The organism is Tardiphaga sp. 813_E8_N1_3, from assembly GCF_051811025.1.
Classification (GTDB): Bacteria; Pseudomonadota; Alphaproteobacteria; order Rhizobiales; family Xanthobacteraceae; genus Tardiphaga.
Genome location: NZ_JBPWQE010000001.1, coordinates 5,106,196 through 5,132,513 on the forward strand (window position 1 = coordinate 5,106,196; position 26,318 = coordinate 5,132,513).

General features: G+C 61.5%; 25 protein-coding genes. 16 read left to right on the forward strand and 9 right to left on the reverse strand.

All coding sequences use genetic code 11. The features are described 5' to 3' along the window. Nucleotides 1–206: 206 nt before the first annotated feature. Nucleotides 207–1,193 (reverse strand): LysR substrate-binding domain-containing protein, encoded by a 987-nt coding sequence (locus AB8A33_RS24240; protein WP_439095072.1) that lies wholly within the window; start codon nucleotides 1,191–1,193, stop codon nucleotides 207–209. Nucleotides 1,194–1,399: 206 nt separating this feature from the next. Here AB8A33_RS24240 and AB8A33_RS24245 point away from each other — a divergent pair, with 206 nt between their 5' ends. The 3 genes from AB8A33_RS24245 (at nucleotide 1,400) to AB8A33_RS24255 (ending at nucleotide 4,232) form a co-directional block, all read left to right on the forward strand. Continuing rightward, a complete protein-coding gene (locus AB8A33_RS24245) occupies nucleotides 1,400–1,786 on the forward strand; it encodes a cupin (RefSeq protein WP_068733870.1) in 387 nt (128 codons plus the stop codon). A 90-nt stretch (nucleotides 1,787–1,876) separates the two neighbouring features. After that, nucleotides 1,877–3,100 carry an FAD-dependent oxidoreductase gene (locus AB8A33_RS24250; RefSeq protein WP_439095073.1) on the forward strand — a complete coding sequence of 408 codons (1,224 nt, stop codon included), beginning with the start codon at nucleotides 1,877–1,879 and terminating at the stop codon, nucleotides 3,098–3,100. 154 nt (nucleotides 3,101–3,254) lie between these two features. After that, nucleotides 3,255–4,232, forward strand: coding sequence for a Bug family tripartite tricarboxylate transporter substrate binding protein (locus AB8A33_RS24255; RefSeq protein WP_439095074.1), 978 nt, complete (start codon nucleotides 3,255–3,257; stop codon nucleotides 4,230–4,232). 389 nt (nucleotides 4,233–4,621) lie between these two features. Here AB8A33_RS24255 and AB8A33_RS24260 read toward each other — a convergent pair whose 3' ends face one another. Beyond that, the gene (locus AB8A33_RS24260) at nucleotides 4,622–6,856 is read right to left on the reverse strand and encodes a putative bifunctional diguanylate cyclase/phosphodiesterase (RefSeq protein ID WP_439095075.1); all 2,235 of its coding nucleotides are present in this window, start codon (nucleotides 6,854–6,856) and stop codon (nucleotides 4,622–4,624) included. Between the two features lie 378 nt (nucleotides 6,857–7,234). On the opposite strand from AB8A33_RS24260, the gene mepA reads away from it, so the two are divergent. The 6 genes from mepA to modC all read left to right on the forward strand — a co-directional run bounded on the left by mepA (nucleotide 7,235) and on the right by modC (nucleotide 11,392). After that, nucleotides 7,235–8,170, forward strand: coding sequence for a penicillin-insensitive murein endopeptidase (gene mepA, locus AB8A33_RS24265; RefSeq protein ID WP_315840394.1), 936 nt, complete (start codon nucleotides 7,235–7,237; stop codon nucleotides 8,168–8,170). Between the two features lie 152 nt (nucleotides 8,171–8,322). Then, nucleotides 8,323–8,532: a TOBE domain-containing protein gene (locus tag AB8A33_RS24270; protein WP_089262895.1), complete on the forward strand. Its 210-nt coding sequence runs from the start codon at nucleotides 8,323–8,325 to the stop codon at nucleotides 8,530–8,532. Between the two features lie 2 nt (nucleotides 8,533–8,534). After that, on the forward strand, nucleotides 8,535–9,053 hold the full coding sequence (locus AB8A33_RS24275; protein WP_439095076.1) for a hypothetical protein: 519 nt from the start codon (nucleotides 8,535–8,537) through the stop codon (nucleotides 9,051–9,053). Nucleotides 9,054–9,224: 171 nt separating this feature from the next. Then, nucleotides 9,225–10,010 carry a molybdate ABC transporter substrate-binding protein gene (modA, locus tag AB8A33_RS24280; protein ID WP_439095077.1) on the forward strand — a complete coding sequence of 262 codons (786 nt, stop codon included), beginning with the start codon at nucleotides 9,225–9,227 and terminating at the stop codon, nucleotides 10,008–10,010. A 3-nt stretch (nucleotides 10,011–10,013) separates the two neighbouring features. Then, nucleotides 10,014–10,709, forward strand: coding sequence for a molybdate ABC transporter permease subunit (gene modB, locus AB8A33_RS24285; protein ID WP_068733848.1), 696 nt, complete (start codon nucleotides 10,014–10,016; stop codon nucleotides 10,707–10,709). Nucleotides 10,710–10,711: 2 nt separating this feature from the next. Next, nucleotides 10,712–11,392 carry a molybdenum ABC transporter ATP-binding protein gene (gene modC, locus AB8A33_RS24290; protein ID WP_068733910.1) on the forward strand — a complete coding sequence of 227 codons (681 nt, stop codon included), beginning with the start codon at nucleotides 10,712–10,714 and terminating at the stop codon, nucleotides 11,390–11,392. A gap of 5 nt (nucleotides 11,393–11,397) precedes the next feature. Here modC and AB8A33_RS24295 read toward each other — a convergent pair whose 3' ends face one another. Further along, complete coding sequence (locus tag AB8A33_RS24295) at nucleotides 11,398–13,194, reverse strand: potassium/proton antiporter (RefSeq protein WP_439095078.1); 1,797 nt, start codon at nucleotides 13,192–13,194, stop codon at nucleotides 11,398–11,400. 239 nt (nucleotides 13,195–13,433) lie between these two features. Here AB8A33_RS24295 and AB8A33_RS24300 point away from each other — a divergent pair, with 239 nt between their 5' ends. From AB8A33_RS24300 to radC, 4 genes are all read left to right on the forward strand, one after another. Next, entirely contained in the window at nucleotides 13,434–14,756 is a 1,323-nt protein-coding gene (locus tag AB8A33_RS24300; protein WP_184513124.1) for a mechanosensitive ion channel family protein, read from the forward strand. A gap of 6 nt (nucleotides 14,757–14,762) precedes the next feature. Continuing rightward, complete coding sequence (sfsA, locus tag AB8A33_RS24305; protein ID WP_439095079.1) at nucleotides 14,763–15,476, forward strand: DNA/RNA nuclease SfsA; 714 nt, start codon at nucleotides 14,763–14,765, stop codon at nucleotides 15,474–15,476. Nucleotides 15,477–15,607: 131 nt separating this feature from the next. Then, nucleotides 15,608–16,435, forward strand: a complete 828-nt coding sequence (map, locus tag AB8A33_RS24310) for a type I methionyl aminopeptidase (RefSeq protein ID WP_439095080.1) — start codon at nucleotides 15,608–15,610, stop codon at nucleotides 16,433–16,435. A gap of 97 nt (nucleotides 16,436–16,532) precedes the next feature. Then, nucleotides 16,533–17,252 carry a RadC family protein gene (gene radC, locus AB8A33_RS24315; protein WP_439095081.1) on the forward strand — a complete coding sequence of 240 codons (720 nt, stop codon included), beginning with the start codon at nucleotides 16,533–16,535 and terminating at the stop codon, nucleotides 17,250–17,252. A 15-nt stretch (nucleotides 17,253–17,267) separates the two neighbouring features. Here the strand turns inward: radC and AB8A33_RS24320 are convergent, their stop codons facing one another. The 6 genes from AB8A33_RS24320 to AB8A33_RS24345 all read right to left on the reverse strand — a co-directional run bounded on the left by AB8A33_RS24320 (nucleotide 17,268) and on the right by AB8A33_RS24345 (nucleotide 22,483). Then, nucleotides 17,268–17,963, reverse strand: a complete 696-nt coding sequence (locus tag AB8A33_RS24320) for a tetratricopeptide repeat protein (RefSeq protein WP_439095082.1) — start codon at nucleotides 17,961–17,963, stop codon at nucleotides 17,268–17,270. A gap of 159 nt (nucleotides 17,964–18,122) precedes the next feature. Continuing rightward, complete coding sequence (locus tag AB8A33_RS24325) at nucleotides 18,123–18,773, reverse strand: AprI/Inh family metalloprotease inhibitor (protein ID WP_439096037.1); 651 nt, start codon at nucleotides 18,771–18,773, stop codon at nucleotides 18,123–18,125. A gap of 56 nt (nucleotides 18,774–18,829) precedes the next feature. After that, entirely contained in the window at nucleotides 18,830–19,813 is a 984-nt protein-coding gene (locus AB8A33_RS24330; RefSeq protein WP_439095083.1) for a 2-hydroxyacid dehydrogenase, read from the reverse strand. Next, nucleotides 19,813–20,649: an ABC transporter permease gene (locus AB8A33_RS24335; protein ID WP_439095084.1), complete on the reverse strand. Its 837-nt coding sequence runs from the start codon at nucleotides 20,647–20,649 to the stop codon at nucleotides 19,813–19,815. Before AB8A33_RS24335 ends, AB8A33_RS24330 begins: the two co-directional genes overlap by 1 nt. Then, nucleotides 20,646–21,452, reverse strand: a complete 807-nt coding sequence (locus AB8A33_RS24340; protein ID WP_439095085.1) for an ABC transporter ATP-binding protein — start codon at nucleotides 21,450–21,452, stop codon at nucleotides 20,646–20,648. Before AB8A33_RS24340 ends, AB8A33_RS24335 begins: the two co-directional genes overlap by 4 nt. Nucleotides 21,453–21,460: 8 nt before the next feature. Then, nucleotides 21,461–22,483, reverse strand: coding sequence for an ABC transporter substrate-binding protein (locus AB8A33_RS24345; RefSeq protein WP_439095086.1), 1,023 nt, complete (start codon nucleotides 22,481–22,483; stop codon nucleotides 21,461–21,463). Nucleotides 22,484–22,571: 88 nt separating this feature from the next. On the opposite strand from AB8A33_RS24345, the gene AB8A33_RS24350 reads away from it, so the two are divergent. The 3 genes from AB8A33_RS24350 to AB8A33_RS24360 all read left to right on the forward strand — a co-directional run bounded on the left by AB8A33_RS24350 (nucleotide 22,572) and on the right by AB8A33_RS24360 (nucleotide 26,220). Further along, nucleotides 22,572–23,393, forward strand: a complete 822-nt coding sequence (locus tag AB8A33_RS24350; protein ID WP_439095087.1) for a creatininase family protein — start codon at nucleotides 22,572–22,574, stop codon at nucleotides 23,391–23,393. Between the two features lie 171 nt (nucleotides 23,394–23,564). After that, nucleotides 23,565–23,825 carry a hypothetical protein gene (locus tag AB8A33_RS24355; RefSeq protein WP_439095088.1) on the forward strand — a complete coding sequence of 87 codons (261 nt, stop codon included), beginning with the start codon at nucleotides 23,565–23,567 and terminating at the stop codon, nucleotides 23,823–23,825. Between the two features lie 409 nt (nucleotides 23,826–24,234). Beyond that, on the forward strand, nucleotides 24,235–26,220 hold the full coding sequence (locus tag AB8A33_RS24360; protein WP_439095089.1) for a carbohydrate porin: 1,986 nt from the start codon (nucleotides 24,235–24,237) through the stop codon (nucleotides 26,218–26,220). Nucleotides 26,221–26,318 lie beyond the last annotated feature (98 nt).

Below are 26,318 nucleotides of genomic sequence, written 5' to 3' on the forward strand. Positions count from 1 at the left end.
TTGGCCTTAGCTTACCGGACTCTTCTGAGCGGCAGGAGCCCCGTTTATGCGACTATCTGAGCTCGATGACTTGAATAATAGTACGTTACCGGCGAATGCCGCGCGCAGCCGATCCAGGCATCAGAACGGCCTACCACCGCGTAAAGGCGACATTGGTAGCAGTGTCAGCTAATCTTGACTTGAATCAGCCTTGGAGCCCGCGATCATCATCCTTTGCCGCCTGCGGTCGTTGTGCTGCGTCGGTCCGCGAGGCGACCTGTCTCTTTTGCTTTTGGCAAAGCCCTTGGCGAGGAGCCGGGATGCGCAGACGCCTGGGCTTGCGACAGCAACCATGCCCGGAAGGACAGCAGCAAAGGATTCCCGGCTTTCTCCTCCGGACAGGCGAAATAGTACGAGCCGACGCTTTTCAAGGTCAGGCTCGACAGCACCTTCAATTTGCCCGACCTGAGTTGATCGGAGATCAGGAATTCGGGAAGCAGAGCGACGCCAAGGCCGGAGCTTGCTGCGCTAATCAAAGTGGACTGGATATCGAAGCGCGGCCCGCGGATCACATTCGTGCCGCCGAGCTCCGCGGCATCGAACCAGCGACGCCATGCATCGGCGCGTGTGACCAGATGCAGAAGCCGCAGTTCGGCGACCTCGCTCGGCGGCAATTCGCCGCGCCTGCCGATCAGCGCCGGAGATCCGACCGGCAGCAGAATTTCGTCGAACAGATAGTCGGCCTGCGTGCCGGGCCAGTCCGGCTCGCCGAAGTACAGCGCGCCATCGAGCGCGGTTTCGCTGAAGAAGAAGCGCGTGTTGCGCGCACTGACATTGACGGCGACGCCGGGATGACGCGCATAGAAATCCGGCAGGCGCGGAATGAGCCACTGGGCGCCGACGGTGGGCAGCGCCGCGACGTCCAGAACCATGCCATCGGCCTCGTAGCCCATGATCTCGAGCGCATCGCGCTCGATCCGCTCGATCGTCTGTGCCACGCGGGTGCTGTAGGCCGCCCCTGCCCGCGTTAACGTGATCCGCTTCTTGATGCGATGAAAGAGCTTCACGCCGAGCTGCGTCTCCAGCTGCGCAATCTGGCGCGACACCGCGCTCTCGGTCAGCGCGAGTTCGCTGGCGGCGCGGGTGACGCTGAGGTGCTTGGCAGCCGCGCTGAACGCCATCAGCGCGCCGAGGCTGGGTATTCTGCGGCGCATAGTTCATTCCAAAAACGCAAGACGTCCGCAGATTAAATTGTTTGCACGCCTAAGCACAAGGCAACAATCTTCCCGCAGCTGACAAAAGTCATGGCGGGCAACGACCTCTGGCGAGGTCGCGCACCCGGCAATGGCCTCAAGACATGCAGACTGCAGCGCGGTGCCCCGTGCAGGTGCTTCGGTCATCAACTTCAAGGAGCACATCAGTGGCAGTCAACAAATTGCATGACGAATTCCACACGCTCGACATGGAGAGCGGCTGGCAATTGCCCGAGGGCTACGATCCCGCGTCGGGCGCGCTGGAGAAGATCCTGTCCGGATCGCTCGATACCGCGAACAAACGCGGCAGCCGGACGCGATTGCTGAAATTTCCGCCGGGCCTCTTCACCACACAGCAGATCGTTCACGACCACTGGGAAGAAGTCTTTCTCGTCTCCGGCGACCTGATCGTCGGCAACGACGAGAACGGACAAGGCGGCACGCCATTCGCTGGCTATACCTATGCCGTCAGACCGCCGGGTGCCTGGCATGGTCCGTTCAAATCCGAGGGCGGCTGCCTGCTTCTCGAAATGCACTACTACGATCCCGCCTGACAGCGACAGAGACGATGACGGCAGCCCCTGTCGAGGGGCGGCCGATCAGAGCCGATGCTCCCTGAAATCCCCGCAAGAGGTCTTGATAGAATGAGTAATGCGAAGCTTCCCGTCATCATCGCTGGCGCAGGGCCGGTCGGCATGGTGGCTGCCGCAGATCTGGTGCGACAGAACATTCCGGTTCTGGTGCTCGAGAAGAACGACGCGCTGAGCAGAGAGTCGCGCGCATCGACATTCCATCCGCCCACACTGGACATGCTCGACGATCTCGGTTTCGCCTGCACGTTGATTGCACAGGGACTGAAGGCGCCGACAGTCCAGTACAGCTCGTCCGAGGACGGTGTGCTCGGCACATTCGATTTCGCGGCGATCTCCGATCTGGTGCGGCACCCGTTCCGCCTCCAGGCCGAACAGTTCAAGCTCACGCGCATCATTCTCGACGCCCTGTCCGGCAATCCGCTGTTCTCGATCGCATTCGGCAGCGAGGTCAAATCGGTTGAGCAGACCAGCAATACCGTCAAGGTGGTGGTCACGGCCAACGGCCACGACACGACTCATGAATGCGCCTGGCTGATCGGCGCCGATGGAGCGAACAGCATCGTTCGCCGCAGCCAGGACATGGAATTCGAGGGCTTCACCTGGCCCGAGCGCTTCCTCGTGATGACGACACCAGTAGACTTCACCGCGCTTCGCCCGGGCGTCTCGTCGGTCAGCTATGTCGCCGACCCCGAACGCTGGTACTTCCTTCTGCGTATCCTCGGCGCATGGCGCGTGATGATGCCGGTGGCCGCAGAAACATCCGATGAGGAAGCACTCTCCGAAGCCTATGTGACGGCGTCGATCCGGCGGATCGTTCCCGCAGAGCTGGAGGCCCCCATCCTCCACACGACGCTCTATCGTGTGCACCAGCGCGTCGCCGCGAATTTCCAGAAAGGCCGCACGTTTCTGGCCGGTGACGCCGCCCATATCAACAATCCGCTCGGCGGCATGGGCATGAATGGCGGCATTCATGATGCATTGAACCTGACCGCGAAGCTGGGTCCGGTCATCAATGGTAAGGCCGACGAAAGCATTCTCACAGACTACGATCTGCAGCGCCGCACGGTCACGATGCAGGCCATTCAGGGCGACACCATCCGCAACAAGAAGAACCTCGAAGCGAAAGACGAAGCCGATCGCGCGCGTTTCCGCGACGACATTCGCGCAGCAGCCACCGATCCGGAAAAGGGACGAGCGCTATTGCGCCGGATCGCGATGCTCGACTCGCTCGAGCGGGCCGGTGCGTTGCATGTCGCTGAGCACCGCCCGGGGTGATCAGCAACTCTCTCTGAGACGATGTCGACGGCAACCGGCCACTCGGCTGGATAAGAACCGCGGCAGTGGAAGCGCCAGTAAGCCTGGAGGAGCCAACACCATGGTTCCCACGATGTCATGCAGGAGTTTCAGAATGCCAAGCAAGGATTTACGGATGAAGTGGACGACGTTTCTTTTGGCGGCGCTGGTAGCGCCTGTCGCCTTGGGGGTGCCCGGCGCGACAGCGGCCGGCTTTCCGGAAAAAATGATCACGATCGTGGTCCCTTATCCGGCTGGAAGCACGGCGGACGCGATTCCACGACTGGTGGCTCCGCTGATGTCGAAGTCGCTCGGCGTCACCGTGATCATCGAGAACCGCGGCGGCGCCAACGGCTCGATTGGGGCGGCTCGCGTCGCCGCTTCGCCGGCGGATGGCTATACGATCCTGCTCGCGACGACCGGCATGATGGCAATCAATCCGTGGATCTACGAGAAGCCCGCCTATAATTCGGAAAAGGATTTCGCGCCGATCACCAATGGTGCCTCGACGCCAAACATCCTGGTCGTCAATCCGTCGGTCAAGGCAAACTCCCTGAAAGAACTGGTGGCGCTGGCCAAGGCCGAGCCGGGCAAGCTGACATTTGCGTCAGCCGGTATAGGCAGCACGAGCCATCTGTGCGGCGAGACGCTGAAGGTGCTCGAAGGCGTCGATGCCGTCCACATCCCTTATCAGGGCGCAGCTCCGGCGCTTCAGGATGTCATCGGTGGTCAGGTATCCATGATGTGCGACAACCTGTCGAATACGGTCCAGCAGGTGCAAAGCGGAGCATTGAGGCCCATCGTCGTGACGGCTGCTGAACCAAGCAAGCAGTTGCCCAATGTGCCGACGTCACCGCAGGCAGGATCTCCCGATCTCCTCGCAGGCAACTGGTACGGTTTTGTCGCTCCGTCGGCGACCCCCAAGGACGTGATCGAGAAGCTCAACACATCGATCGTGGAGGCGTTGCGAGATTCAACTGTTTCGGCGCGCCTGGAAGGCCTTGGTTTGACCGTGATCGCGGACAAGCCCGATCAGTTCGGAGCGGTTATCGCAAAGGATTCTGCGCGGATGGAAAACATCGTGAAGCGCTCGAAAGCGAAGATTTCCAACTAGGGACTTTCGGCACCCTGCGAGATTCAACCAATCTTGACTTTAGTCCTAGATTGAGCTATCTCGACTCCAGCCTGATCGATTGCTGCGTGCTCATGACACACAGCATCGATCAGACTGCAGCGGCGGCCCCGGTCATCCGGGCAGTTGCTGGTGGAGCGCCGGGAGGCGCAGCGTTCGCTCGGCGGGCTTCGCACCCCCACCGTGTCGTAACGCGTGCGTCTTCCCTGCGGGACTCGCAATCCCGCCGGTGCTGACGTGCAGGCCGGCCCTCGCAAGGCCAGCCTCAAGGGGTCTCGCAAACCCCTGGCGCCTCCCGGCGCTCCATTCTCGCAATGGGAAACGGGATGAAGGGTTGTCCGCACCCTCCGAAGCGGAGATCGGCGCGTGCCTTATGCGACCTGCGCGCGGACGGACAGTTCCGCGTCCGGCGCAGCCACGGCCTGAGCGCGCAGCAACTCTATGATCTCCTCATTCGGCCGCGCCCGGCTGAACAGGAAGCCCTGACCTTCATGACAGCCTTCGCTGCGCAGGCAGGCGAGTTCGGATTCGGTCTCGACGCCTTCCGCCGTGATGGTGACACCGAGGCCCATGCCGAGGCTGATGATCGAACGCACGATGGCCTGCGCATCGCGATTGGAGCCGAGATCGCGTACGAAGGACTGATCGATCTTGATCTTGTCGAACGGAAAGCTTCTGAGATAGCTCAGCGACGAATAGCCGGTGCCGAAATCATCCATCGATATGCGCACGCCGAGCGTGCGCAGCGCGTGCAAGGTCGCCAGCACCTGATTGCTCTTTTCCAGCAGTAGCGTCTCGGTGATTTCAAGCTCAAGCCGCCGCGGCGGCAATCCCGAATACTTCAGCGCATCCATCACCACCGAGAGCAGATTGCCGACGCGGAACTGCAGCGGCGACAGATTGACTGCGACGCGCACTTCATCGGGCCAGCGCGCAGCCTCGTTGCAGGCACGGCGCAGAATCTGCGTGCCGAGCGCATTGATCAGGCCGGTGTCTTCCGCAACGGGGATGAAATCCGCCGGCGAAATCATGCCGCGCTCCGCATGCGGCCAGCGCACCAGCGCCTCGCAGCCGGTGATGCGGCCGGTCTTGAGATCGATCAGCGGCTGGTAGAAGGGCCGGAGCTGATCGTCCTGAATGGCGGAGCGCAGATCGATTTCGATCTTGCGACGCGCCTGCGCGCGAGCGTCCATGCCGGATTCGAAGAAGCTGAAGGTGCCGCGCGAGTCGTTCTTGGCCCGCGACAGCGCCATGTCGGCGTTCTTGAGCAACCGCTCGGATTCATCACCATCGCTCGGCGCCATCGCGATGCCGATCGAGGCACCGATGACCACCGAATGACCGTCGAGCAGATAGGTCTCACCGACAGCGTCGAGCAGCCGGCGCGCCAGCAGCACCACATCCTCGGGACGATTAATACCGGTCTGGATGATGGCGAATTCGTCGGAATTCAGCCGCGCCAGCGCGTCTTCCTCACGCAATGACGACCGCAGCCGCCGCGCCACGCCGCGCAGCAACTTGTCGCCGATACCATGGCCGAGCGTGTCGTTGACGCCCTTGAAGTTGTCGAGGCCGAGAAACAGCACCGCGACCTTCTCGCCGGTGCGCCGCGTATGTGCGAGGACCTCGTCGAGACGCTGGCGCAGCAGGTTGCGATTCGGCAGGCCGGTGAGGCCATCATGATGCGACATGAAAGCCAGCCGCATCTCGGCACGCTTGCGCTCCGTGATATCCATCAGCGCCAGCATCACGGCTGGCTCCTCGTTGTAGACGAGGTGCCGCGAATAGATCGCCAGATCGATCAGCGAGCCGTCGGCCTTGACGTGTTTCCAGGTCCGCGCGGCCTGCTCGTCATTGGCATGATCGCCGACCCAGGGCGGGGCGGCCTCAAAGGCCTGCAACTGGCGGATGGTGAGCTTCTCGAATTCCGGACGCGTGTAGCCGTAATGTTCGATCGCGGCGTCGTTGACGCTGAGGATGCGTTCGTCATCGAGCGCACAGACAATCATCGGCACCGGATTGCTCTCGAACAGCAGGCGGAACGATGCCTCGCGCTGTTTCAGCTCGGTGATGTCGACGCGCAGACCGACGACACCGCCGTCTTCGGTGAGCCGCTCTTCGATCAGGACGACGCGGCCGTCGGCCAGAACCTGTTCGTGACGTTCGCCTGGATGGAACAGTTTGGCGACACGTTCCGCGATCCATTCGTCCTCGCGACCGATGGCTTCAGGATAGTCGCCGCGCTCGACACCGACGCGGATTGTGTCCTGTAGACGCGCACCCGGCACGAACTGATCCGAGCTGCGGTTGTAGATTTCCGCGTACTTCTTGTTCCAGAGGATGTAGCGCCCATCGGAATCGAGAAACACGATGCCTTGCGGCAGGATGTCGATCGCCTCGCGCAGACGCTCATGAGATTTGCGGGCTTCCGCGATCGCCGCCTCGGCCTGGGCACGCTGGCGCACGATCTCGCGGATGGGACCGCTGACAAGCCCCTTTTTGGGCGCCAATTTCGGCTCAGCCGCCATCGCCCGGCTCGGCCGGGTGATCCGAGACGCCAGTCCGGCTTTCGCTTTCTTTTTCGCTTCGGGCCGGAACTTCGGCATCAATGATCCACTCGCAACGCGCGTGTGACAATCTGTGCAAGAAGTGTCTGAAAAAACGGTATCAATGCCCGTTCATAGCAACCGATTACCGTCAGAATTGCGCGCCTGTACACATCCCGTGCCTTCACAACAGGCAAAAGCCGTGGACCTATGGTTACTCATGTCTGGACAGCAGCGGGTCACGCGCGATCATCCCCGCCAAGTGAGAGCCGCAAGCGGCTCGAAACGCTGATAAAACGACTGAACTGGTGGCAACAGTAGGACTGGCAAACCCAGACGCAAAAAAAAGCGCCAGCGTCAGACATGGTTATCCGCGCGTTAAAATCACGCGTCCCGCAGGTCACTCACCTCATCGACAGCTTCAGCTATAGTCGCAAGATGAGCCTTCGTCTGATTCTCAGCCTCATATCCCTGCCGGCCGTCATTGCTTCAACGTCGCTGGCGTTGGCGCAAACCATAGGCAGCGTCGATCCAAAACCGCTGCCGCCGCTAACCAATCCGAACGACCCGACCATCGGCGCCAAGGAATTGTTTGGCCGCAAGGTACTGCCAACGAAATCGCCGGTGCGCGTGGTCGGCTTCTACGCCAAGGGCTGCATCGCAGGCGCCGAAGCCCTGCCGATCAACGGACCGACCTGGCAGGTGATGCGGCTGTCGCGCAATCGCAACTGGGCGCATCCCCAACTGGTCGAGCTGCTGGAGCGGCTGTCGGCTAAGGCCAACAAGAATGCGGGCTGGCCAGGCATCCTCGTCGGCGACATGTCTCAGCCCCGCGGCGGGCCGATGATCACAGGTCATGCCAGTCATCAGGTCGGGCTTGATGCCGATATCTGGCTGACGCCAATGCCGAACCGCCAACTCTCACGTAACGAGCGCGAGGAGATGTCGGCGGTGATGATGGTGCGGCACGACCGGCTCGACATCGATCCGACCACCTGGACACCGACCCATCTGCCGGTGATCCGCGCCGCGGCGATGGAGCCCAGCGTGGAGCGCATCTTCGTCAACGCCGCCATCAAGAAGGCGCTGTGCCGTGAAGCCAAGGGCGACCGCAGCTGGCTGTCGAAGGTGCGGCCGATGTACGGCCACGATTATCATTTCCATGTCCGCATCAAATGCCCGGTGGGCAGTACCGAATGCGAAGCCCAGCCACCGCCGAACGAAAGCGAAGGCTGCAGCGCCGGTGACCTCGCTTACTGGTTCAGCGATGCCGTGCTGCACCCCAAACCGCCGCCGGTTCCGCCCAAGCCGAAGCCACCCATGACGCTGGCAGAAATGCCGGCCGCGTGCCGACAGGTTCTGACGGCACCGTGATCGGCCGACTGGCTATCGCATTGTCGTGAAACCGGGTTAGAACACGCCATCGTTGTGCCGTAAGCCGACGATCAACAACGGGCGCCCCTCCCGAACTCCCTGTCGTATCAGCCGTGGCTGTAGCTGCCCGGCACAATCCTGCGAGATCCAACATGCGCATCAGTGCACGCAACCAGATCAAAGGTACTGTCCTCGAAGTCACCAAGGGCGCGACCACATCCCATGTCCGCGTTGACATCGGCGGCGGCCAGGTCGTGACCTCGTCGATCACCAACGAAGCCGTGGACGATCTGGCGCTCAAGGCCGGCGGCAAATGCATCGTCGTGGTGAAAGCCTCCGACGTCATGATCGCGGTGGATTGATCATGGTTGCGCGTCTGATTGTCGCGCTCGCGCTGCTTGGTTCGGCGCCCGCGCTATTTGGCTCGGCGCCGGCCTCGGCGGCCGAACCGAGCGGCTGTGACAAGTTCAAGTGGCCGATCGACAAGGAGCGCGCCGCACTCACGGCACAGGATCGCCCCAAGATTGTCTCAGGTGCCGAACTCGCAATTCCCGCTGCAGCGACACTCGATCTGAAGACACCCGCCGAGGCGAAGCTGCCGTCGTCACCGGAGCGAAAGCCGAAAGACGGCACATTTGCAGGCTTTGCGCGCTTTCAGAAGGCGCCGAAGGCCGGCACATACACCGTCAGCCTGTCGTCGGCGGCGTGGGTCGACGTGGTCCAGGATGGCGAGATCCTGAAGCCGATGGAATTCAGCGGCGCAACCGACTGCGCCGGCATCCGGAAGACCATCAAGTACGATCTCGCGGCAGGTTCGTTCGTGATCCAGGTCAGCGGCGTGACCGAGAACAGCATCAGCATGGCCGTGCTACCCTCGGAGTGACGATCGGGGGTCTTTACCCCCTTGGCCAGCCTGATATTATTCCCCAGCGATATCCCGGACGATCGTAAGTCCCCGGGATTGCCGGAACGGCGCTTCCGCCTGTCGCATGTCCCACCCAACCAACGCCTGAGTTGCGCGCGCCTTGCGCTGCCCTCACGCATGGAGCGCCACATGAATCGATTTGCCGGACTTTTCGCTGCGTTCTCGATCCTGCTCGGATCGACGTTCACGCCTGCCCAGGCGCAGGACAAAGCCCTGACCGTGTTCGCCGCAGCGTCGATGAAGAACGCGCTGGACGAGCTTGATGCCGCCTACACTGCCAAGACTGGCGTGAAGATCACCGCCAGCTATGCTGCAAGCTCCGCGCTCGCCAAACAGATCGAACAAGGCGCACCGGCCGATGTCTTCGTGTCCGCCGACACCGACTGGATGGACTACGCCATCGGCAAAAAGAACATTAACGTCGCCACGCGCACCGACCTGCTCGGCAACAGCATCGTGCTGATCGCCGCCAAGGACGCCAAGCTCGACAACGTCACCATCGGTCAAGGCTTCGATCTCGCCAAGCTCGCCGGCGACGGCAAGATCGCCACCGGCGATGTGAAGTCGGTCCCGGTCGGCAAATACGCAAAGGCCGCGCTTGAGAAGCTGGGCAGCTGGACCGCCGCCGAGTCGAAATTCGCCATGGCCGAGAGCGTCCGCGCTGCGTTGACATTGGTGTCGCGCGGCGAAGCTCCGCTCGGCATCGTCTATGCGACCGATGCCAAGATCGATCCGGGCGTGAAGATCATCGGCACCTTCCCGTCGGACTCGCATCCGGCAATCATCTATCCGATCGCTGCGACCACAACCGCCAAGAGCGAAGCGGCCGACTATCTGGCCTTTCTGAGGTCGTCGGCCGCAAAGACGGTTCTTGAGAAGTACGGCTTCACGTTCATGGTCAAGCCGACGTCCTGACACGTGTCCGACATCTCCCCTGAAGAATGGACGGCGATCCTGCTTTCAGTCAGGGTCGCCGTGATCGCGACATTGATCTCGACGCCGATTGGAATCGGCGTCGCGTGGCTGCTCGCGCGGCGTGACTTCTGGGGCAAGCCGATCATTGACGCCATAATCTATCTGCCGCTGGTGCTGCCGCCCGTCGTCACCGGCTATTTGCTGCTGCTGCTGCTCGGCAAACGCGGCCTTCTCGGCGCCTGGCTCGCCGAACATCTCGGCATCGTCTTCGCCTTTCGCTGGACGGGTGCCGCGCTCGCATGCGGCGTGATGTCGTTCCCTCTGCTGGTGCGGCCGATCCGGCTCTCGATTGAAGCGGTTGACCGGCGGCTCGAACAGGCGTCGAGCACGCTCGGCGCATCGCCCTGGAAGGTGTTTGCGACCGTGACCCTGCCGCTGGCGCTGCCCGGCGTCCTGGCCGGCATGGTCCTCGGCTTTGCCAAGGCCATCGGCGAATTCGGCGCCACCATTACTTTCGTCTCCAACATTCCCGGCGAGACCCAGACGATTTCCTCCGCTATCTACTCGTTGATCCAGACGCCCGACGGTGACGCAGCAGCCTCACGTCTGGTGATGATCTCCATCGGCATCGCCGTACTGGCGCTTATCGCTTCGGAATGGTTCGCGCGCCGCGCGACGCAACGGCTGCACGGAAACTGATCGTGCTTCGCGTTGACGTCTTCAAACAACTCGGCGAATTTTCAGTCGACGTCGCCTTCACCAGCGAAGGCCGCGTGACGGGCCTGTTCGGCTCCTCGGGTGCGGGCAAGACCTCGCTGGTCAGCATGATCGCGGGCCTTGTACAGCCGGATCGCGGAATCATCGCCGTGGATAGTGACGTGCTCTATGACGGCAGCGCGCGCATCCACGTCCCGCCGCATCGCCGCCGCATCGGTTACGTGTTTCAGGATGCGCGACTGTTTCCGCATCTGAGCGTCGCGCAGAACCTCGACTACGGACGCCGGATGAACCGCCTGACACGCGATCCCGCTGAGGAAACGCGCATTACGGAGATGCTCGATATCGGACACCTGCTCGATCGTCGCCCCGGCGGCCTCTCGGGCGGTGAACGCCAGCGCGTCGCGCTGGGACGTGCGCTGCTATCGCAACCGCGGCTGCTACTGCTCGACGAACCGATGGGTGCGCTCGACGAGGAGCGGAAGGCAGAGATCTTGCCCTATCTCAAGCGGCTGCGCGATGCAGGCGATGTGCCTATGGTCTTCGTCAGTCACGATGCCGACGAGATGCGGCAACTGGCGACGCAGGTCGTGATGCTGAAGCGTGGCCGTGTCGCGGCCTTCGGTGGCACCGAGATCCTGCCGCGTATCATCCCGGCAGCCTGAGCCAATCAGGCGCCGGACAGCGCGGTCCACCCTCGCTTCAGTTTCGCCTTGAGGGCTTGCCCGCGTGTCAGCTTGGGCGGCGCGGGGTCTTCATCTTCGGGCAAACGCAGACCGACCACGTTGACGCGTCCGCCGCCGAGGCTGCGCGCGACGAGATCGATGCTGTCGATCGGCAAGGCGGCACCAACAGTCGGCGCATGATCGAGGTGGATGTCGAAATAATCGGCCAGCGTCAGCGATGCCTGGGCGGGATCGACGGCGATGCCGTAGATCGCTGCAAGATCACCGAGAGTGATTTCACCAGACACCATGAAGTCACCGAGCAGATGCGGGTCCGGCGCTGTACTCGGCGGCATGTCGACAAAGAAGCGATCCAGCGCCTCGGCCTTTTCCGGCGGCGCCAGCAGATAGATGTAATCGCCGGCCGTAACAGGCTCGGCCTCCGCCGGCGTCAGGATGCGCTCATCGCGGATGACCAGCGTCGGCTTCGACCACGACGGAATGAGGTTGCGCTTCAGGTAGAGGCTCTTTGGGCGCACGGCATAACCGACCAGTTGCTGTTCGAGCTGACCTGGCAAATCGAGTTCGATACGGCGCGGCCCCCTGTCGGTGCGCGGCAGAGCGACATGCAGCTTCCGGGCGGCAAAAGCTAGCGTCCATCCCTGGAACAGCAGCGAGATGATCACGACCACGAAAGCGACGTCGAAATACAGCGACGCCTTGGGCAGACCAACCAGCATCGGAATAGAGGCAAGAAAGATGGCGACGGCACCGCGCAGGCCAACCCACGAAACGAACATCTTTTCGCGCCAGTTGAAGCGGAAGGGCTGCAAACACAGGAAGACCGCGACCGGGCGCGCCACGAACATCAGAACCAATGCAACGCCGACCGCCGGAATGATGCTGCGCACCAGCCGCTCCGGCGACACCAGAAGACCGAGCATGACGAACATCACGATCTGCGCCAGCCACGTCGCAGCGTCGAGGAACGTCACCACGGAATTGTGCGCGCGCGTCGGGCGATTGCCGATGATGATGCCGGCAAGATAGACCGCCAGAAAGCCCGAGGCGTGAGCGATCTGAGCCAGCCCGAAGATCACCAAAGCCGCGGTGCAGACGAAGGGCGCATGCAGACCCTGCGGCAGCGCCACGCGATTCATGGCCAGGACAACCAACCGGCCACCGACGACGCCGATCAGGGTGCCCAGCACGGCTTCCTGAACAAATTCCATTGCCACGTGACCGGCAGAGGCGTCCCCCAGCGACAGAAGCTTGACCAGCGTCAGGGTCAAAAAGACGGCGAACGGATCGTTCGTTCCGGACTCAACTTCGAGTGTCGCGCCAACCCTCGGTCTGAGGCGTAGGCCTTGCGCGTGGACCAGCAGAAAAACAGCCGCCGCGTCGGTGGAAGCCACCACTGCGCCGGTCAGCAGCGCCTGGGTCCAGTTCAGGTCGAGGGCATATTTGGCGACCGGCGCAGTGATCAACGCCGTCAACAATACACCAATCGTCGCCAGCACCATCGACGGGGCCAGGACCGCGCGAATAGCCTGAAATCGTGTCTTCAACCCACCGTCGAACAGGATCAGCGCGAGTGCAACCGAGCCGACCACATAGGTTGTATGGACGTCGTCAAACCGCAGCCCGCCGGGGCCCGCTTCGCCGGCCACCATGCCGATAAACAGGAAGAACAGCAGCAAGGGCGCGCCGAAGCGAAGCGCGAGCAGGCTGGACAGGATGCCGGCCATGACCAGAACTGCGCCGAGAAGGATGGCAATGCTGACGGAATCAAGTGACGCCATGAGGCTCCGAGGCCGGAAATACTTGTAAATCCATGCTTATCGTCGTCATCCCGAGACGCCAAACGTTTTCTGCGTGATATCTATTTGCAGGTATATTTCTCGGGAATTGCCCAAGGCAGAAGCTCCACTCAATGGCGCCGACGTGGTGCTTGTGTGAATCTCTGCCCATCCGAATCAAATACGCCGTCCAGCGATGATTCCACACCACACGATACATTCACGAAGACGAGAGCTGCGCGATGCTTGACCTGACCGACACCCACGAATTCGTGCTGGCAACCGCACGATCGTTCGGCGCCGAGGTGACCTCGCCGTGGTTCTATCTGCAGCTCGGACTGATGATGGCCGGCGGCGGCATTGCCTTCGCCATCGGGGCCGCAATCCGCTCGCGGGTCGATATGACCTCGCTGGCGATGGGCTGGCCGGCGCCGCTGCGCATGTTCATGCGTATTCTCGTCGGCAGCGCGGCTACCGCGGCCTTTGCGATCCTGATGACCCTTGACCGTGTGATCATGCTGAGCGTGACATGGCCGAGCCGCAGCTATTTGCTGTCGGTGGCCGCGAAGCTTGCACTCGCGTGGCTGGTGATCCGGCTTGTCACCAGCGTGATCCGTAACGAATTCCTGGTCCGACTGGTGTCGATCTCGGCCTGGCTCGTGGCAGCCCTCAGCATTGTCGGCCAGTTGCAGCCGACCATCACCATGCTGGATGCGAACGGGATCGATCTCGGCGGCCTCCGGCTGACGCCGCTGCTCTTGATCAAGCTCGGCGTCTTGCTCGCGGTAGCGCTGTGGCTGTCCAACATCGCCAGCAATTTTCTCGAAGGCCGCATCAGGCAGTCCCACGATCTGACCCCCTCGATCCAGGTCCTACTGATCAAGCTGGTGCGCCTGCTCTTGATGGTGTTTGCCGTCGCTCTCGTCATGGGTGCGGTCGGTATCAACCTCTCGGCGCTCGCCGTGTTCTCCGGCGCGGTCGGTGTCGGTATCGGTTTCGGCCTGCAGAAGATCGTCGCCAATTTCATCAGCGGCGTGATCCTGCTGGCGGACAAATCGGTGAAGCCCGGCGATCTCGTCACTATCGGCGATAGTTCCGGCCGCATCAGCGCGATGAATACGCGCTACATCTCGGTCGCCGCGGGCGACGGCCGCGAGTTCCTGATCCCCAACGAGGACCTCATTACCCAGAAGGTGGTGAACTGGACCTATACGGACAAGGACACGCTGGTGAAGGTCAATTTCAGCGCCAATTACGATGCGGACCCACGCGTCGTCTGCAAGCTGGCTATCGACGTCGCAACTGCATCGCCACGCGCCAACACGGCCAAGACGCCGAACTGCATCCTCACTGAATTCGCCGAAGCCGGCATGAAATTCTCACTGACCTTCTGGATCGACTCGCCCGATGGCATGGATGCTGTGAAGAGCGAGGTGATGCTGGGCCTGTGGGATGCCTTCAAGCGCGAGGGCATCCGCGTGCCCTATCCGGTCCGCGAGCTGAAGATCCGTGGCGGTGCACTGCCGGTCGAAACGATCGTCGAAGTCGCCTCCGGTCCGGAATAGGGCCCGATGAAGCTTCCGGCCGACCTCGTTCCGGCGACGCTGCTGCGACGCTACAAGCGCTTCCTTGCCGATGTCGAACTCGCCGATGGCAGCGTGATCACCGCCCATGTCGCCAACCCCGGCGCGATGATCGGCCTGCAGGCGGCTGGCGCGCGGGTCTGGCTGTCGAAGTCGCCGAGCAAGACCCGCAAGCTGCCTTTTTCGTGGGAGCTGATCGAAGCCGATTTCGGCAATGGCCCGGAGCTGGTCGGCGTCAACACGATGCACCCCAATGCCATTGTCGCCGAGGCATTGGCCGCCAACGCGATCCCCGAACTCAACGGCTACGACATCATCCGCCGTGAGGTAAAATATGGCGCGGCATCACGGGTGGATTTCCTGCTGGAACACCCACCGCGGCCGCCCTGCTATGTCGAGGTCAAGAACGTCCACATGATGCGCCAGCCCGGACTGGCCGAATTCCCGGATTCCGTCACCGCACGCGGTGCCCGCCATCTCGACGAATTGGCCACTGTGGTCGCTGCAGGTGCACGGGCCATGATGCTGTTCGTGGTCCAGATCGGCTCATCCACGGCTTTTGCGCTGGCGCGGGATATCGACCCGGCCTATGGCCGCGCCTTCGACAAGGCTTGTGCCGCAGGCGTCGAAGCCATCGCCTATACCTGCCAGATCGACCACGGCAGCATCGTTTTGGCCGGCCGAGTGCCGATTCAGCCATGAATATGGCCGGCGTGGGGACCGAGCAATGAGGTCCTGGAGGGGCGGCTTTGGCTTGCGCTGACCGCCCCAGCCATTAAATTGGGGCCTCAAATCATACATTCCCGTCGCATCCTGCCTGGCAAGATCACCTGATGAGCTACGTCGAAGCCTCCGAAACCTCCCAGCGCAAAACCGGCCAGATCAAGCTGCATGGTCCCGCCGCCTTTGCTGGCATGCGCAAGGCCGGCGCTCTGGTGTCGCTCTGCCTCGACGAGCTGACCGATCTGGTGAAGCCGGGTGTGCTGACTTCGGCGATCGACGACTTCGTGCGGGAATTCGCCTTCAGCCATGGCGCCTTTCCGGCCACGCTGATGTATCGCGGCTATCGCTATTCGACCTGCACATCGATCAATCACGTGGTCTGCCACGGTATGCCCGGCGACCGCGCGCTGAAGGAAGGCGACATCGTCAATGTCGACGTCACCTTCATCGTCGAGGGCTGGTATGGCGATTCCAGCCGCATGTATGGCGTCGGCGAACTCGCCCGCAAGGCGGAGCGTCTGGTCGAGGTCACCTATGAATCGCTGATGCGCGGCATCGCCGTGGTCAAGCCCGGCAATACCACCGGCGACATCGGCCATGCGATCCAGAGTTTCGTCGAACCGCAGCAGATGAGCGTGGTGCGCGACTTCTGCGGCCATGGCCTCGGCCGCATGTTCCATGACGAGCCGAACATCATCCATGTCGGCCGGCCCGGCGAAGGCGTGACCTTGCGCCCCGGCATGCTCTTCACGATCGAGCCGATGATCAATCTCGGCAAGCCGCATGTGAAGGTTCTGTCCGACGGTTGGACCGCCGTGACCCGCGACCGATCGCTATCGGCGCAGTTCGAGCACACCGTCGGCGTAACGGCGACCGGCGTCGAGATTTTCACGCTGTCCAAGCGGCATAACGAACAGCCGCCGGCGCCCGCCGCCTAAACTTCAAATCGCCACAGCGTTACAGACACTTTCTGGTTGCAAATGCAGCCGGGCACGGCATGCTCGCGTATAATGTCCATGCGAGCGTTTGCGCCACATGCCCGTCAGCCCCATCGATCCGACTGCGCCGCCGGGTCTTGCCGAAGCGCCGCATTATCATGGCCACCGGGAGCGACTGCGAGAGCGCTTTCGCAGCGTCGGCGCTGATGCACTGAGCGATTACGAATTGCTGGAAATGGTGCTGTTCCGCGCGCTGCCGCGCCGGGATGTGAAGCCGCTGGCGAAATCGCTCATCACCAAATTTGGTTCCTTCGCCGAGACGGTGCATGCGCCGGATACGCGGCTGCGCGAAATCGGCGGCCTCGGCGAAGCCGCGATCACCGAGATCAAGCTGGTCGCTGCCGCCGCCAGCCGCGTCGCCAAAGGTCAGCTGAAGCAGCGCACCGTGCTGTCGTCATGGGCCACGGTGATCGACTATTGCCGCTCGGCCATGGCCTTTGCGGACAAGGAGCAGTTTCGCATCCTCTTCCTCGACAAGCGCAACCAGCTCATTGCTGACGAAGTGCAGCAGGTCGGCACCGTCGATCACACACCGGTCTATCCACGCGAGGTGGTGAAGCGCGCCCTCGAACTATCCGCGACGGCCATCATCATGGTGCATAATCATCCATCCGGCGATCCCACCCCCTCGCAGGCCGATGTGCAGATGACCAAGGCGGTAATCGATGTTGCCGGCCCACTCGGCATCGCAGTGCATGATCACATCATCGTCGGCAAGCACGGCCATGCAAGCTTGAAGGGGCTGAAGTTGATCTAAGGCAACTGGCGCCACCTAGTTCTTGGCGGTTTTCAGGTGTTCTTCTGCTGCGCGAATGCCACCCTTCGCCTTCAGCGTCAACGCAGTTACCTGTGGCTTCCATTCGGAAACCATCTTCTCTGCATTCTTGAGCTCTGGCTCGGACAATGTGGAAGCCATCTCATTCACGTTTTTCTTGGGTGGTATCTGAGAAAGCTTGAAATACGCATACGCCAAGGATGCGTCCCTTGGTGTGCCCTTTCCTGCAAAATACGAACGAGACAAACTAAAGAGGGCGCCCGGATACCCCTGATCGCCTGCCCGCTTCCACCATTTCAACGCTTCTGCCGGATTTTCGCGTCGATCATACAGGTTGGCAACGTCGTGCTGGGCGAGCGAATAACCGGCTTCGGCCGCAACAAGCTTGTACTTCAAAGCTTGATCGGCGTCGGATTCCACGACGCCCGCGCCCTGCCCGTCATAATAACAACCAAGCTTGTAGGCCCCCAGCGGGTCGTTCGACGCAGCCGATTTCTGAAACCACTCGAATGCCTGCCTGCGATCCTGTTGTGTGCCGATGCCATTATTGTACATCATGCCAAGATGGTATTGCGCCTCTGCATCTCCCTTGTTCGCCAATGCGACCATTGCCTTAAAGGTGTCTGCGTCATTTGCGTTGGCAGGCATTGAGAAAAATAAAAGGCACGAAAAAGCCAAGGCGAAAAATTTCATCTCACCCTCCAACCGGGTTTGAACCATTTCATCTTGGTCACGCGCAGCGGAAATAGGTTCGAAGAAGCTGATTCGAACCGGACGGATTGATGCGTAGAGCGCAATCCGGGTAACGACCTCTCCTCGTCGTCCCCGCAAGAGCGGGCGCGGAGCGACCTTCTACTGCCGCAGCAGGATGAGCGGGTCGGCACTATCCGGCACACGGCGCCATTGCGCGTTGTCGTCGGCTTCGAAATGCCAGGTCTCGCCCGATGCCGACATCATCAGCAATTCGCCCCGTTCGAGACGCCACTGCTTGGGATTGAAATTCGCCACCAGGGGGTCGCAGCGCGGCTTCAGGAACACGGCGAAGTTATCCTGGGTCGTCTCTGTATTGGTCAGCGTCAGACCGCAGACCACGCGGCCGCTCCCCCGCACCATCGACCAGTCGCCAATCATCTGGTCCATCGACTTGGTCAGCGAGCGGGCGGCCGCCAGGTTCTGCAGGATATAGACGCCTTCGCCGGTACGAATGCCTTCGAAGATGCCGCTTTCGACTTCGGTGAAATCGATCACCGCTTCGCCCGTCGGATTCTGCAGCCGGACGATATCGAGCCCCTTGATGTTCCAGGCCGTGATGTCCTTGGTGAAGGGCAGCGCCTTCGCGCAATCCGGCTCGAGTTCGAGCTTCAGCCCCTGTGGTGACGTGTCGTTCTTCAGCGTCACCACGCAGGTCTTGCTGCGTTCGGTGGTGGAGAGCTCCCACTGCCCGATCATGTTTTTCCGAAGGGAGGCAGCATCCTGAGCTCGCGCCGGTGCGCCGACGAGCATCGCGCTGGCCACTGCCAGCGCAAAATATCGACGACGACCCGACGCGAGTCTCACGATCAGAGTCCCTTTATCGGTGTTTCCGCAATCGGCGTCGTCGGCGCCTTGCCGGCGAACCAGAGTTTGAGGTTGTCGACCACAAGCTGATCCATCGCGTTGCGCGTCACCACCGACGCCGAGCCGACATGCGGCAGCAGCACGACGTTCTGCATCGACTTCAGCTCGTCCGGTACCTTGGGCTCCTGCGCAAACACGTCGAGACCCGCAGCCAGAATAGTGCCCGACTTGAGCGCCGCAATCAGTGCCGGTTCATCGATCACCGAACCGCGTGCGATATTGATGATGATGCCGCGTGGACCGAGCGCCTGCATGACTTCCGCATTGACGAGATTGGCCGTCGAGGCTCCGCCCGGCGTGATGACGATCAGCGTATCCACCGCCTTCGCCATCTCGATCAGGTTCGGATAGTGCTTGTGCGAGACGCCTGCGGCCGGATTGCGCGAGTGATAGACCACGGGCACCAGCGAGGCGTCGAGACGACGCGCGATGGCCTGACCGATGCGGCCCATACCCACCATACCGACCTTGCGGTCGCGCAGCGAGCCGACCGTGAGCGGATAAGGCTGTGTCAGCCACAGACCCGAACGGACATATTTATCCGCCTTGATGAATTCACGAGCAGTCGCGATGAACAGGCCGAGCGCGGTATCGGCGACTTCCTCGGTCAGCACATCCGGCGTGTTGGTGACGAGGATATTATTCTCGGCGGCATATTTAGCGTCGACGTGATCGTAGCCCACGCCGAACGAGGAGATTATCTCGACCTTGGGATATTTCGCCAGCACGGCGCTGTTGGTCGGCACCAGACCGGTCACGGCAATGCCGCGGATCTTCTCGGCGACACCCGCCGGCAACCGTTCGAGATCGTGCTGGGTTTCATACTTATGCAATACGAACTGATCCGAGAAACCGTTATTGATCAGCGGCTTCGTTGGCCCGTAGATCAGCAGGTCGATTTTATCCGAAGAGATTCCCGTCCCCATTATTTTTCCTTTCGCAGTGCACTCTCATGCCAGCGCCGCAACAATCCGTGGGATACCAGCGCGAGCAGCATATAAATCACAATCCCCGCAACGGACAGCAACAATAACGCGGCGAACATTCGGGGAATATTGAGGCGATAGCTGGATTCCGAAATGCGATAGGCGAGGCCCGAACCCGCGCCGGCCGCCCCCGCCGCGATTTCCGCCGCCACCGCGCCGATCAGCGACAATCCGCCGGCAATGCGCAATCCGCCAAGTATGAATGGCAGCGCCGCCGGAAGCTTCAGATAACGCAGCACCTGCCAGCGCGATGCGCGATAGAGCTGAAACAGCCCCGCCAGATTGCGATCCACCGAATTGAGGCCCAGCGTCGTATTGGCCAGCACCGGGAAGAACGCCACGATCCAGGCGCAGACAACGACGGCCGTCTGCTGCGGCAGATAGATCAGCATCAAGGGCGCGATGGCGATGACGGGTGTCACCTGCAGCACGATGGCATAGGGCAGCAGGGAATATTCCAGCCATTTGGACTGGTTGAACAGTAGCGCCAATGCGATGCCGCCGACGGCCGCGGCGATGAAGCCCTCCAGCGCTGTCAGCAATGTCACGCCAAGTGATTCCGACAGGATCGACCAGTCGGCGACCAGTGTCTGAAAGACGAGCACGGGACCGGGCAACAGATAGGGCGGGATTTCGCCGATCCGGACGACGAGATCCCACAAAACGATTCCTGCGACGAACACGACCACCGGCCAGACGATGCGCTGCCATTGCATATCGCTGCCCGGCACGACCGAGCCGCGATCAACTGCGGGCAATGGCTCCAGCCCTTTCATGCCCGCGCCTTTGAGCCGTTGAATGCCGGATCACTGGCCGCCATCAGCGCTTGCGAAACATCGCGGCAATAGCCGGCATAGGCCACCGATGTGCGGAACGCATCGTCCCGCGGTTCGGTGGATTCGATACGGCATTCGGCGCTGACGCGACCGGGCCGCGAGGTCATCACCACAACGCGCTGCGACAGATAAACCGACTCGAACACCGAATGGGTGACGAAGATGACGGTCTTGCCGAGTTCGCGCCACAACGTCAGCAAGTCGTTGTTGAGCCGGAAGCGCGTGATCTCGTCGAGCGCCGCAAACGGCTCGTCCATCAACAGGATATCCGGCTCGGTCACCAGCGCGCGGGCCAGCGATGCCCGCATCTTCATGCCGCCCGACAATTCACGCGGATAGGCTCCAGCAAAGTCCGCGAGACCGACCTGTGCGAGCACCTCGTTCACGCGCGCGCTCGATTGAGCATCCGGCATATGCGCCAGCTTCAGCGGCAGTCGCACATTCTCGCGGATGGTGCTCCACGGCATCAGCGTCGGCTCCTGGAACACGAAACCGATAGCCTGCCCGCTGCTGTGCGCGGCGACATCCACAGTGCCGGCAGACGGCGCGATCAGGCCTGCGATCAGGCGCAGCGCCGTGGACTTCCCGCAGCCCGATGAGCCCAGAAGCGAGACGAACTCGCCCTTGCGGATATCGAGATCGAGTGGCCCGAGTGCGACGGTGCCGTTGTCATAGACCTTCGTGACACCGCGCAGGCACACGGCGACAGGGGTATCGTTCAAAGGCAAAGCAGGATCGGCCATCTGCCGGCTTACTTCTTCGGCCGCAGGTTGACGCCGACGCCCTTGTTGACGAATTGCAGCGTGTAGCCCTTGCGGTAATCGATATCGCGTTTGACCACGCCTGCACGCGACATCTTGTCAAAGAAGCTGCCGACGCGTGCATCGCTCATCGCACCGATCCCGTCCTTCAGCGTATCGCCGGAATCGACGATGCCGTATTCCTTCATCTTGGCGATAGAATAGGCCAGCAACTCATCGGTCATTTCCGGATTGAGCTTCTTGATGACATCATTGGCGGCTTTGTTGTCGCCATAGAGATAGTTGTACCAGCCAATCATCGAGGCATCGACGAAACGCTGGACAAGGTCTGGCTTCTTGTCGACCCATTCGCGGCGCGTTTCGATCAATGTCGAATAGCCATCGAAACCGTAATCGGCGAGCAGCATCACCGTCGGCTTAAAACCGGCCTGCTTCTCGACCACGAACGGCTCGGACGTGACATAGCCCTGCATCGCGCTGTTCTTGTCGACGATGAAAGGCTGCGCATTGTAGGTGTAAGGCTTGACCCTGGACGCGCTGAAACCGAGTTCAGACCGCATCCATTGGAAATAGCCGGCGACGCCCTCTTTCGAGATCAGCAGCGTCATCGGCTTGAGATCGTCGAGCTTGGTCACCTTGGGATTGGGATGCGCCAGAAAGACCTGCGGGTCCTTCTGGAAGATTGCGGCCACCGAAACCACCGGCACATTATTGGCGACGGCATCGAAGGATTGCAGCGTGTTGGCGCTCATGAAGAAGTCGAGCTTGCCTGAAATCAACAGGATGCGGTTGTTCACATTCGGGCCGCCCGGCACGATGGTGACGTCGAGCCCGTAATTCTTGTAGGTGCCGTCCGCGACCGCCTGGAAGAAGCCGCCATGTTCAGCCTCGGCCACCCAATTGGTTCCGAAACTGACCTTGTCGAGCCTGGTTTCCGCTGCGGCGGGCGCCCGCGCGGCCATCATGGCCAGCACGCCAATGGTTAACGCGCGCAGCAGGGATATCGGGCTCATATTGGACTCCGTCGACCGTTATGGCCCATGATAAGAAGCAATCTGCTGCCAGACTACCCTGCAAAATTGACCAAAGAAACGCATCTCGATGACTGCCAATATGCCGCCCCGCGACTGGACTGCCATTCACTGGCCCGACATCGCCAAGAGCGATCCGGCCTCCTGGATTGCTGTGCTGCCATTGGCCGCGACCGAGCAGCACGGACCGCATCTGCCTCTCGGCACGGACGTCATGATTGCGGAGGCTTATCTTGCAGAGGTCCAGCGCCTGCTGCCCGCCGATATTCCGGCGACGTTCCTGCCGCTTCAACCTGTGGGCATTTCAACCGAGCACCTCGCCTTTCCCGGCACGCTCACATTGCCGACCGAAATCGCATTGCAGACCTGGACCGCGATCGGCGAAAGCGTCGCGCGCGCCGGCGTTCAGAAACTCGTGATCGTCACCAGCCACGGCGGCAACAGCGCAGCGATGACGCTCACGGCGCAGGACCTGCGTGCCGAATACGGCATGCTGGTCGCTACCACCGGATGGAATCGGTTCGGTGCACCGGACGGTCTGTTCACTGACGAAGAGTTACGTCACGGGATTCATGGTGGCGCTGTCGAGACATCAATCATGCTGGCGCGCTACCCGCAGCATGTGCGCAACGACAAGATCGCAAACTTCGCGTCGTCGGCGATCGCGATGGAGAAGAGCTATCGCTGGCTCTCCGCAAGCCGGCCCGCACCATTCGCGTGGCAGGCCGAAGACCTCCATCCCAGCGGCGCGATTGGCGACGCCACGCAGGCATCAGCCGACAAGGGCGAGAAACTGCTGGCACACGGCGCAAAAGCATTCTGCGAATTGCTCGCGGACATGCATCGCTTCGACGTGACAGCGTTTGATCGCGAACCGGATTCCGGCGCGTGAGATGTGGTTAACCGCGGATTGCGCGATTCACGCGACGACATATTCCGCGCGGATGACGACACAATCCTGAAACCAAATAGTTCGACCGGGTCTCGAACCCGATCCGTTTGGGCTCCGACTGATTGGCATGCAGGCCACGATGGCTGCGCTCAAACAGGATGGAGTTATCCCATGTCGATCAAGTCCAAGATTGCTGCTTTCGCTCTCGTTGCTCTCGCCGCTGCCGGCACCATGGCATCGTCCCAGCAGGCTCAGGCCAAGGGCCCGGGCATCGGCTTCGGCATCGCTGCCGGTGTTGTCGGCGCCGCGGTCGTCGGTAGCGCCATTGCCGCCAACAACGGCTACTACGGTTACGGATATCGCTGCGGCTGGGTCCGCCAGTATGACGGCTACGGCAACTATGTCGGCCGCGTCCGGACCTGCAACTACTAATCTCTTGATCGACTGACGTGGATTTGCGTCCGACACGGGCGCCTCATCCACCCCGTGTCGCACCAGACCCGCTCGGTTGTCCCCCCGAGCGGGTCATTTTTTGCAATCGTCGAATGCCTTTCGAGGCGTGCCAGATAGCTGCTGTTATCTAATCGTCACGATCCGCTGCCACTGAAACATGCTTCTCCAGTTGCTTCTTGCTATTGCGAATTAGTTGCAATTATATTCAGGTGGTCAACGGGTTGCTCATTCTGTTTCGTTTTGTCTCATGACGGCCTTCGACACCCCAACGTTATGGGCGAATCGACTATTTTTGTGGAATATCAAACGGTTCGTCGCATGATCAGCGGCGACCTAAAGCGAGAAATGACGGCCGCATGAAGTACCCCGACCGATCGCGAGTATTGTCGTGAAGCGCGTTTTGGCCGGTTTTGCGCTGGGCGCATTGGCGTTCGATGGCTCTGCGATCGCGGCCGACATTTCGCCCGGCATGGCGCTGAAAGCGCCCCGGCTGGTTTACGACTGGACCGGGTTTTATCTCGGCGGTCACATCGGCTATGGCGGCGGCAGCTTTGGTCCCGGCAGCAATGCGCTGCCCGCGCAGGGCGTTTTCCTGCCGCCTTCGCCGACCGGCCTGATCGGCGGCTACCAGATCGGCTACAACAGGCAGCTCAGCAACAACGTCGTGCTGGGCTTCGAGGCCGACGCCACATTCAGCAGTCCGCAAGACGCCGCGCGGTTGATGCCAGCGCCTTTCCATACGACCTTCGATTATTTTGCGACCGCACGCGGCCGTATCGGCTATGCCTTCGGCGCATTGATGCCTTATGTCACCGGTGGCGTGGCGTGGGGGCGCACCAAGCTCAATCTCAATGATGCCGACGGCGACCTCATATCATCGGCGACCCGCACCCATTTCGGCTGGACCGCTGGCGCGGGAGTCGAATTTGCTGTCGGCGGCAACTGGACGGCCAAGGCCGAATACGCCTATCTCGATTTGATGCGGCAGACCTATGACCTCGGCAATGCCGGGCTGCCGAATGTGAGCGTTGATCCGAATATTCACACCGTCAAAGTCGGCTTGAATTATCGGCTGTGGGACACGCCGCCATGGTTGCCGTCAGCACCCATCGCCGGCAAGACTGTGCTGCCGGAATCCACCGACTGGAACGTTCACGCCCAGACCACTTTCATCGCGTCCGCCTATCCGCGGATTCGCTCGCCCTATGAAGGCACCAACAGCCTTCCCGGCGGCGGCCAGGGGCGCGAGACCTTTACGACGACGGCGTTCCTCGGCTGGCGACTGTGGCAGGGCGGTGAGCTCTATCTCAATCCCGAGCTGGCGCAGGGCTTCGGCCTCAACTCCACGCTCGGGCTCGCCGGCTTCCCCAATGGTGAGGCGCAAAAGGGTGGCGCGCCGTTTCCGCGCTTCCGCATGCAGCGCTATTACTTCCGCCAGACGCTTGGCCTCGGCGGCGAACAGGAAGATGTCCCCGACGTCGCCAATCAATTGGCAGGCAAGCGCGACATCGACCGCATCACGCTCACGGTCGGACGCTTCGCAGTGGGTGATTTCTTCGATGGTAATTCCTACGCCAAGGATCCACGCGCCGATTTCATGAACTGGGCGATGTGGTCATCGGCCGCTTACGATTTTCCAGCCGACCTGCCGGGCTTCACCCGCGGCGCCGTCGTTGAATTGAATCGCAAGGACTGGGCGATCCGAGCCGGCCTGTTTCAGGTGCCCGCGCAGCCCAATAACGACGTCCTGACGTTCAAGACCGGCGGCGCGGTCGTCGAATTCGAGGAGCGTCACCAGATCTTCGACCAGCCCGGCAAGCTGCGCGTCGGTGCCTTCATCAATCGCGGCAATACCGGCAGCTATCGCGGCGCACTGGCGATCGAGGCCAATGATCCCACGCTGGATATCAACGACGTGATGTCCTCGATCCGCCGCGCCAGCGACAAATACGGCTTCTACGTCAACGGTGAGCAGCAGGTTGCCACTGACGTTGGCATCTTCGGGCGCGTCAGCTGGAACGATGGCCAGAACGAGATCCTGTCCTTCACCGATATCGACCGCAGCGTCTCTGCCGGCGTCTCTATCAAGGGTAGCCATTGGGGCCGCGCCAATGACACGATCGGCCTTGGCGGCGCGATCAACGGCCTGTCCGCTGCACATCGCGATTTCCTCGCCGCCGGCGGCAACGGATTGCTGATCGGCGACGGACGGCTGAATTACGGCACCGAGCGCATCCTCGAAACCTATTACGCCTATGCCATCGACAAGAACTTCACCCTCACGGCCGACTACCAGCTGATTGCGAACCCTGCCTACAACAAGGATCGCGGACCGGTCTCGATCTTTTCAGGCCGATTGCACGGCGAGTTCTGACGGACACATCCTGCGCCGTTTGTAGCCCGGATGAGCGCAGCGATATCCGGGATCGCCACACGCACGGTCCCGGATATCGCTACGCTCATCCGGGCCAC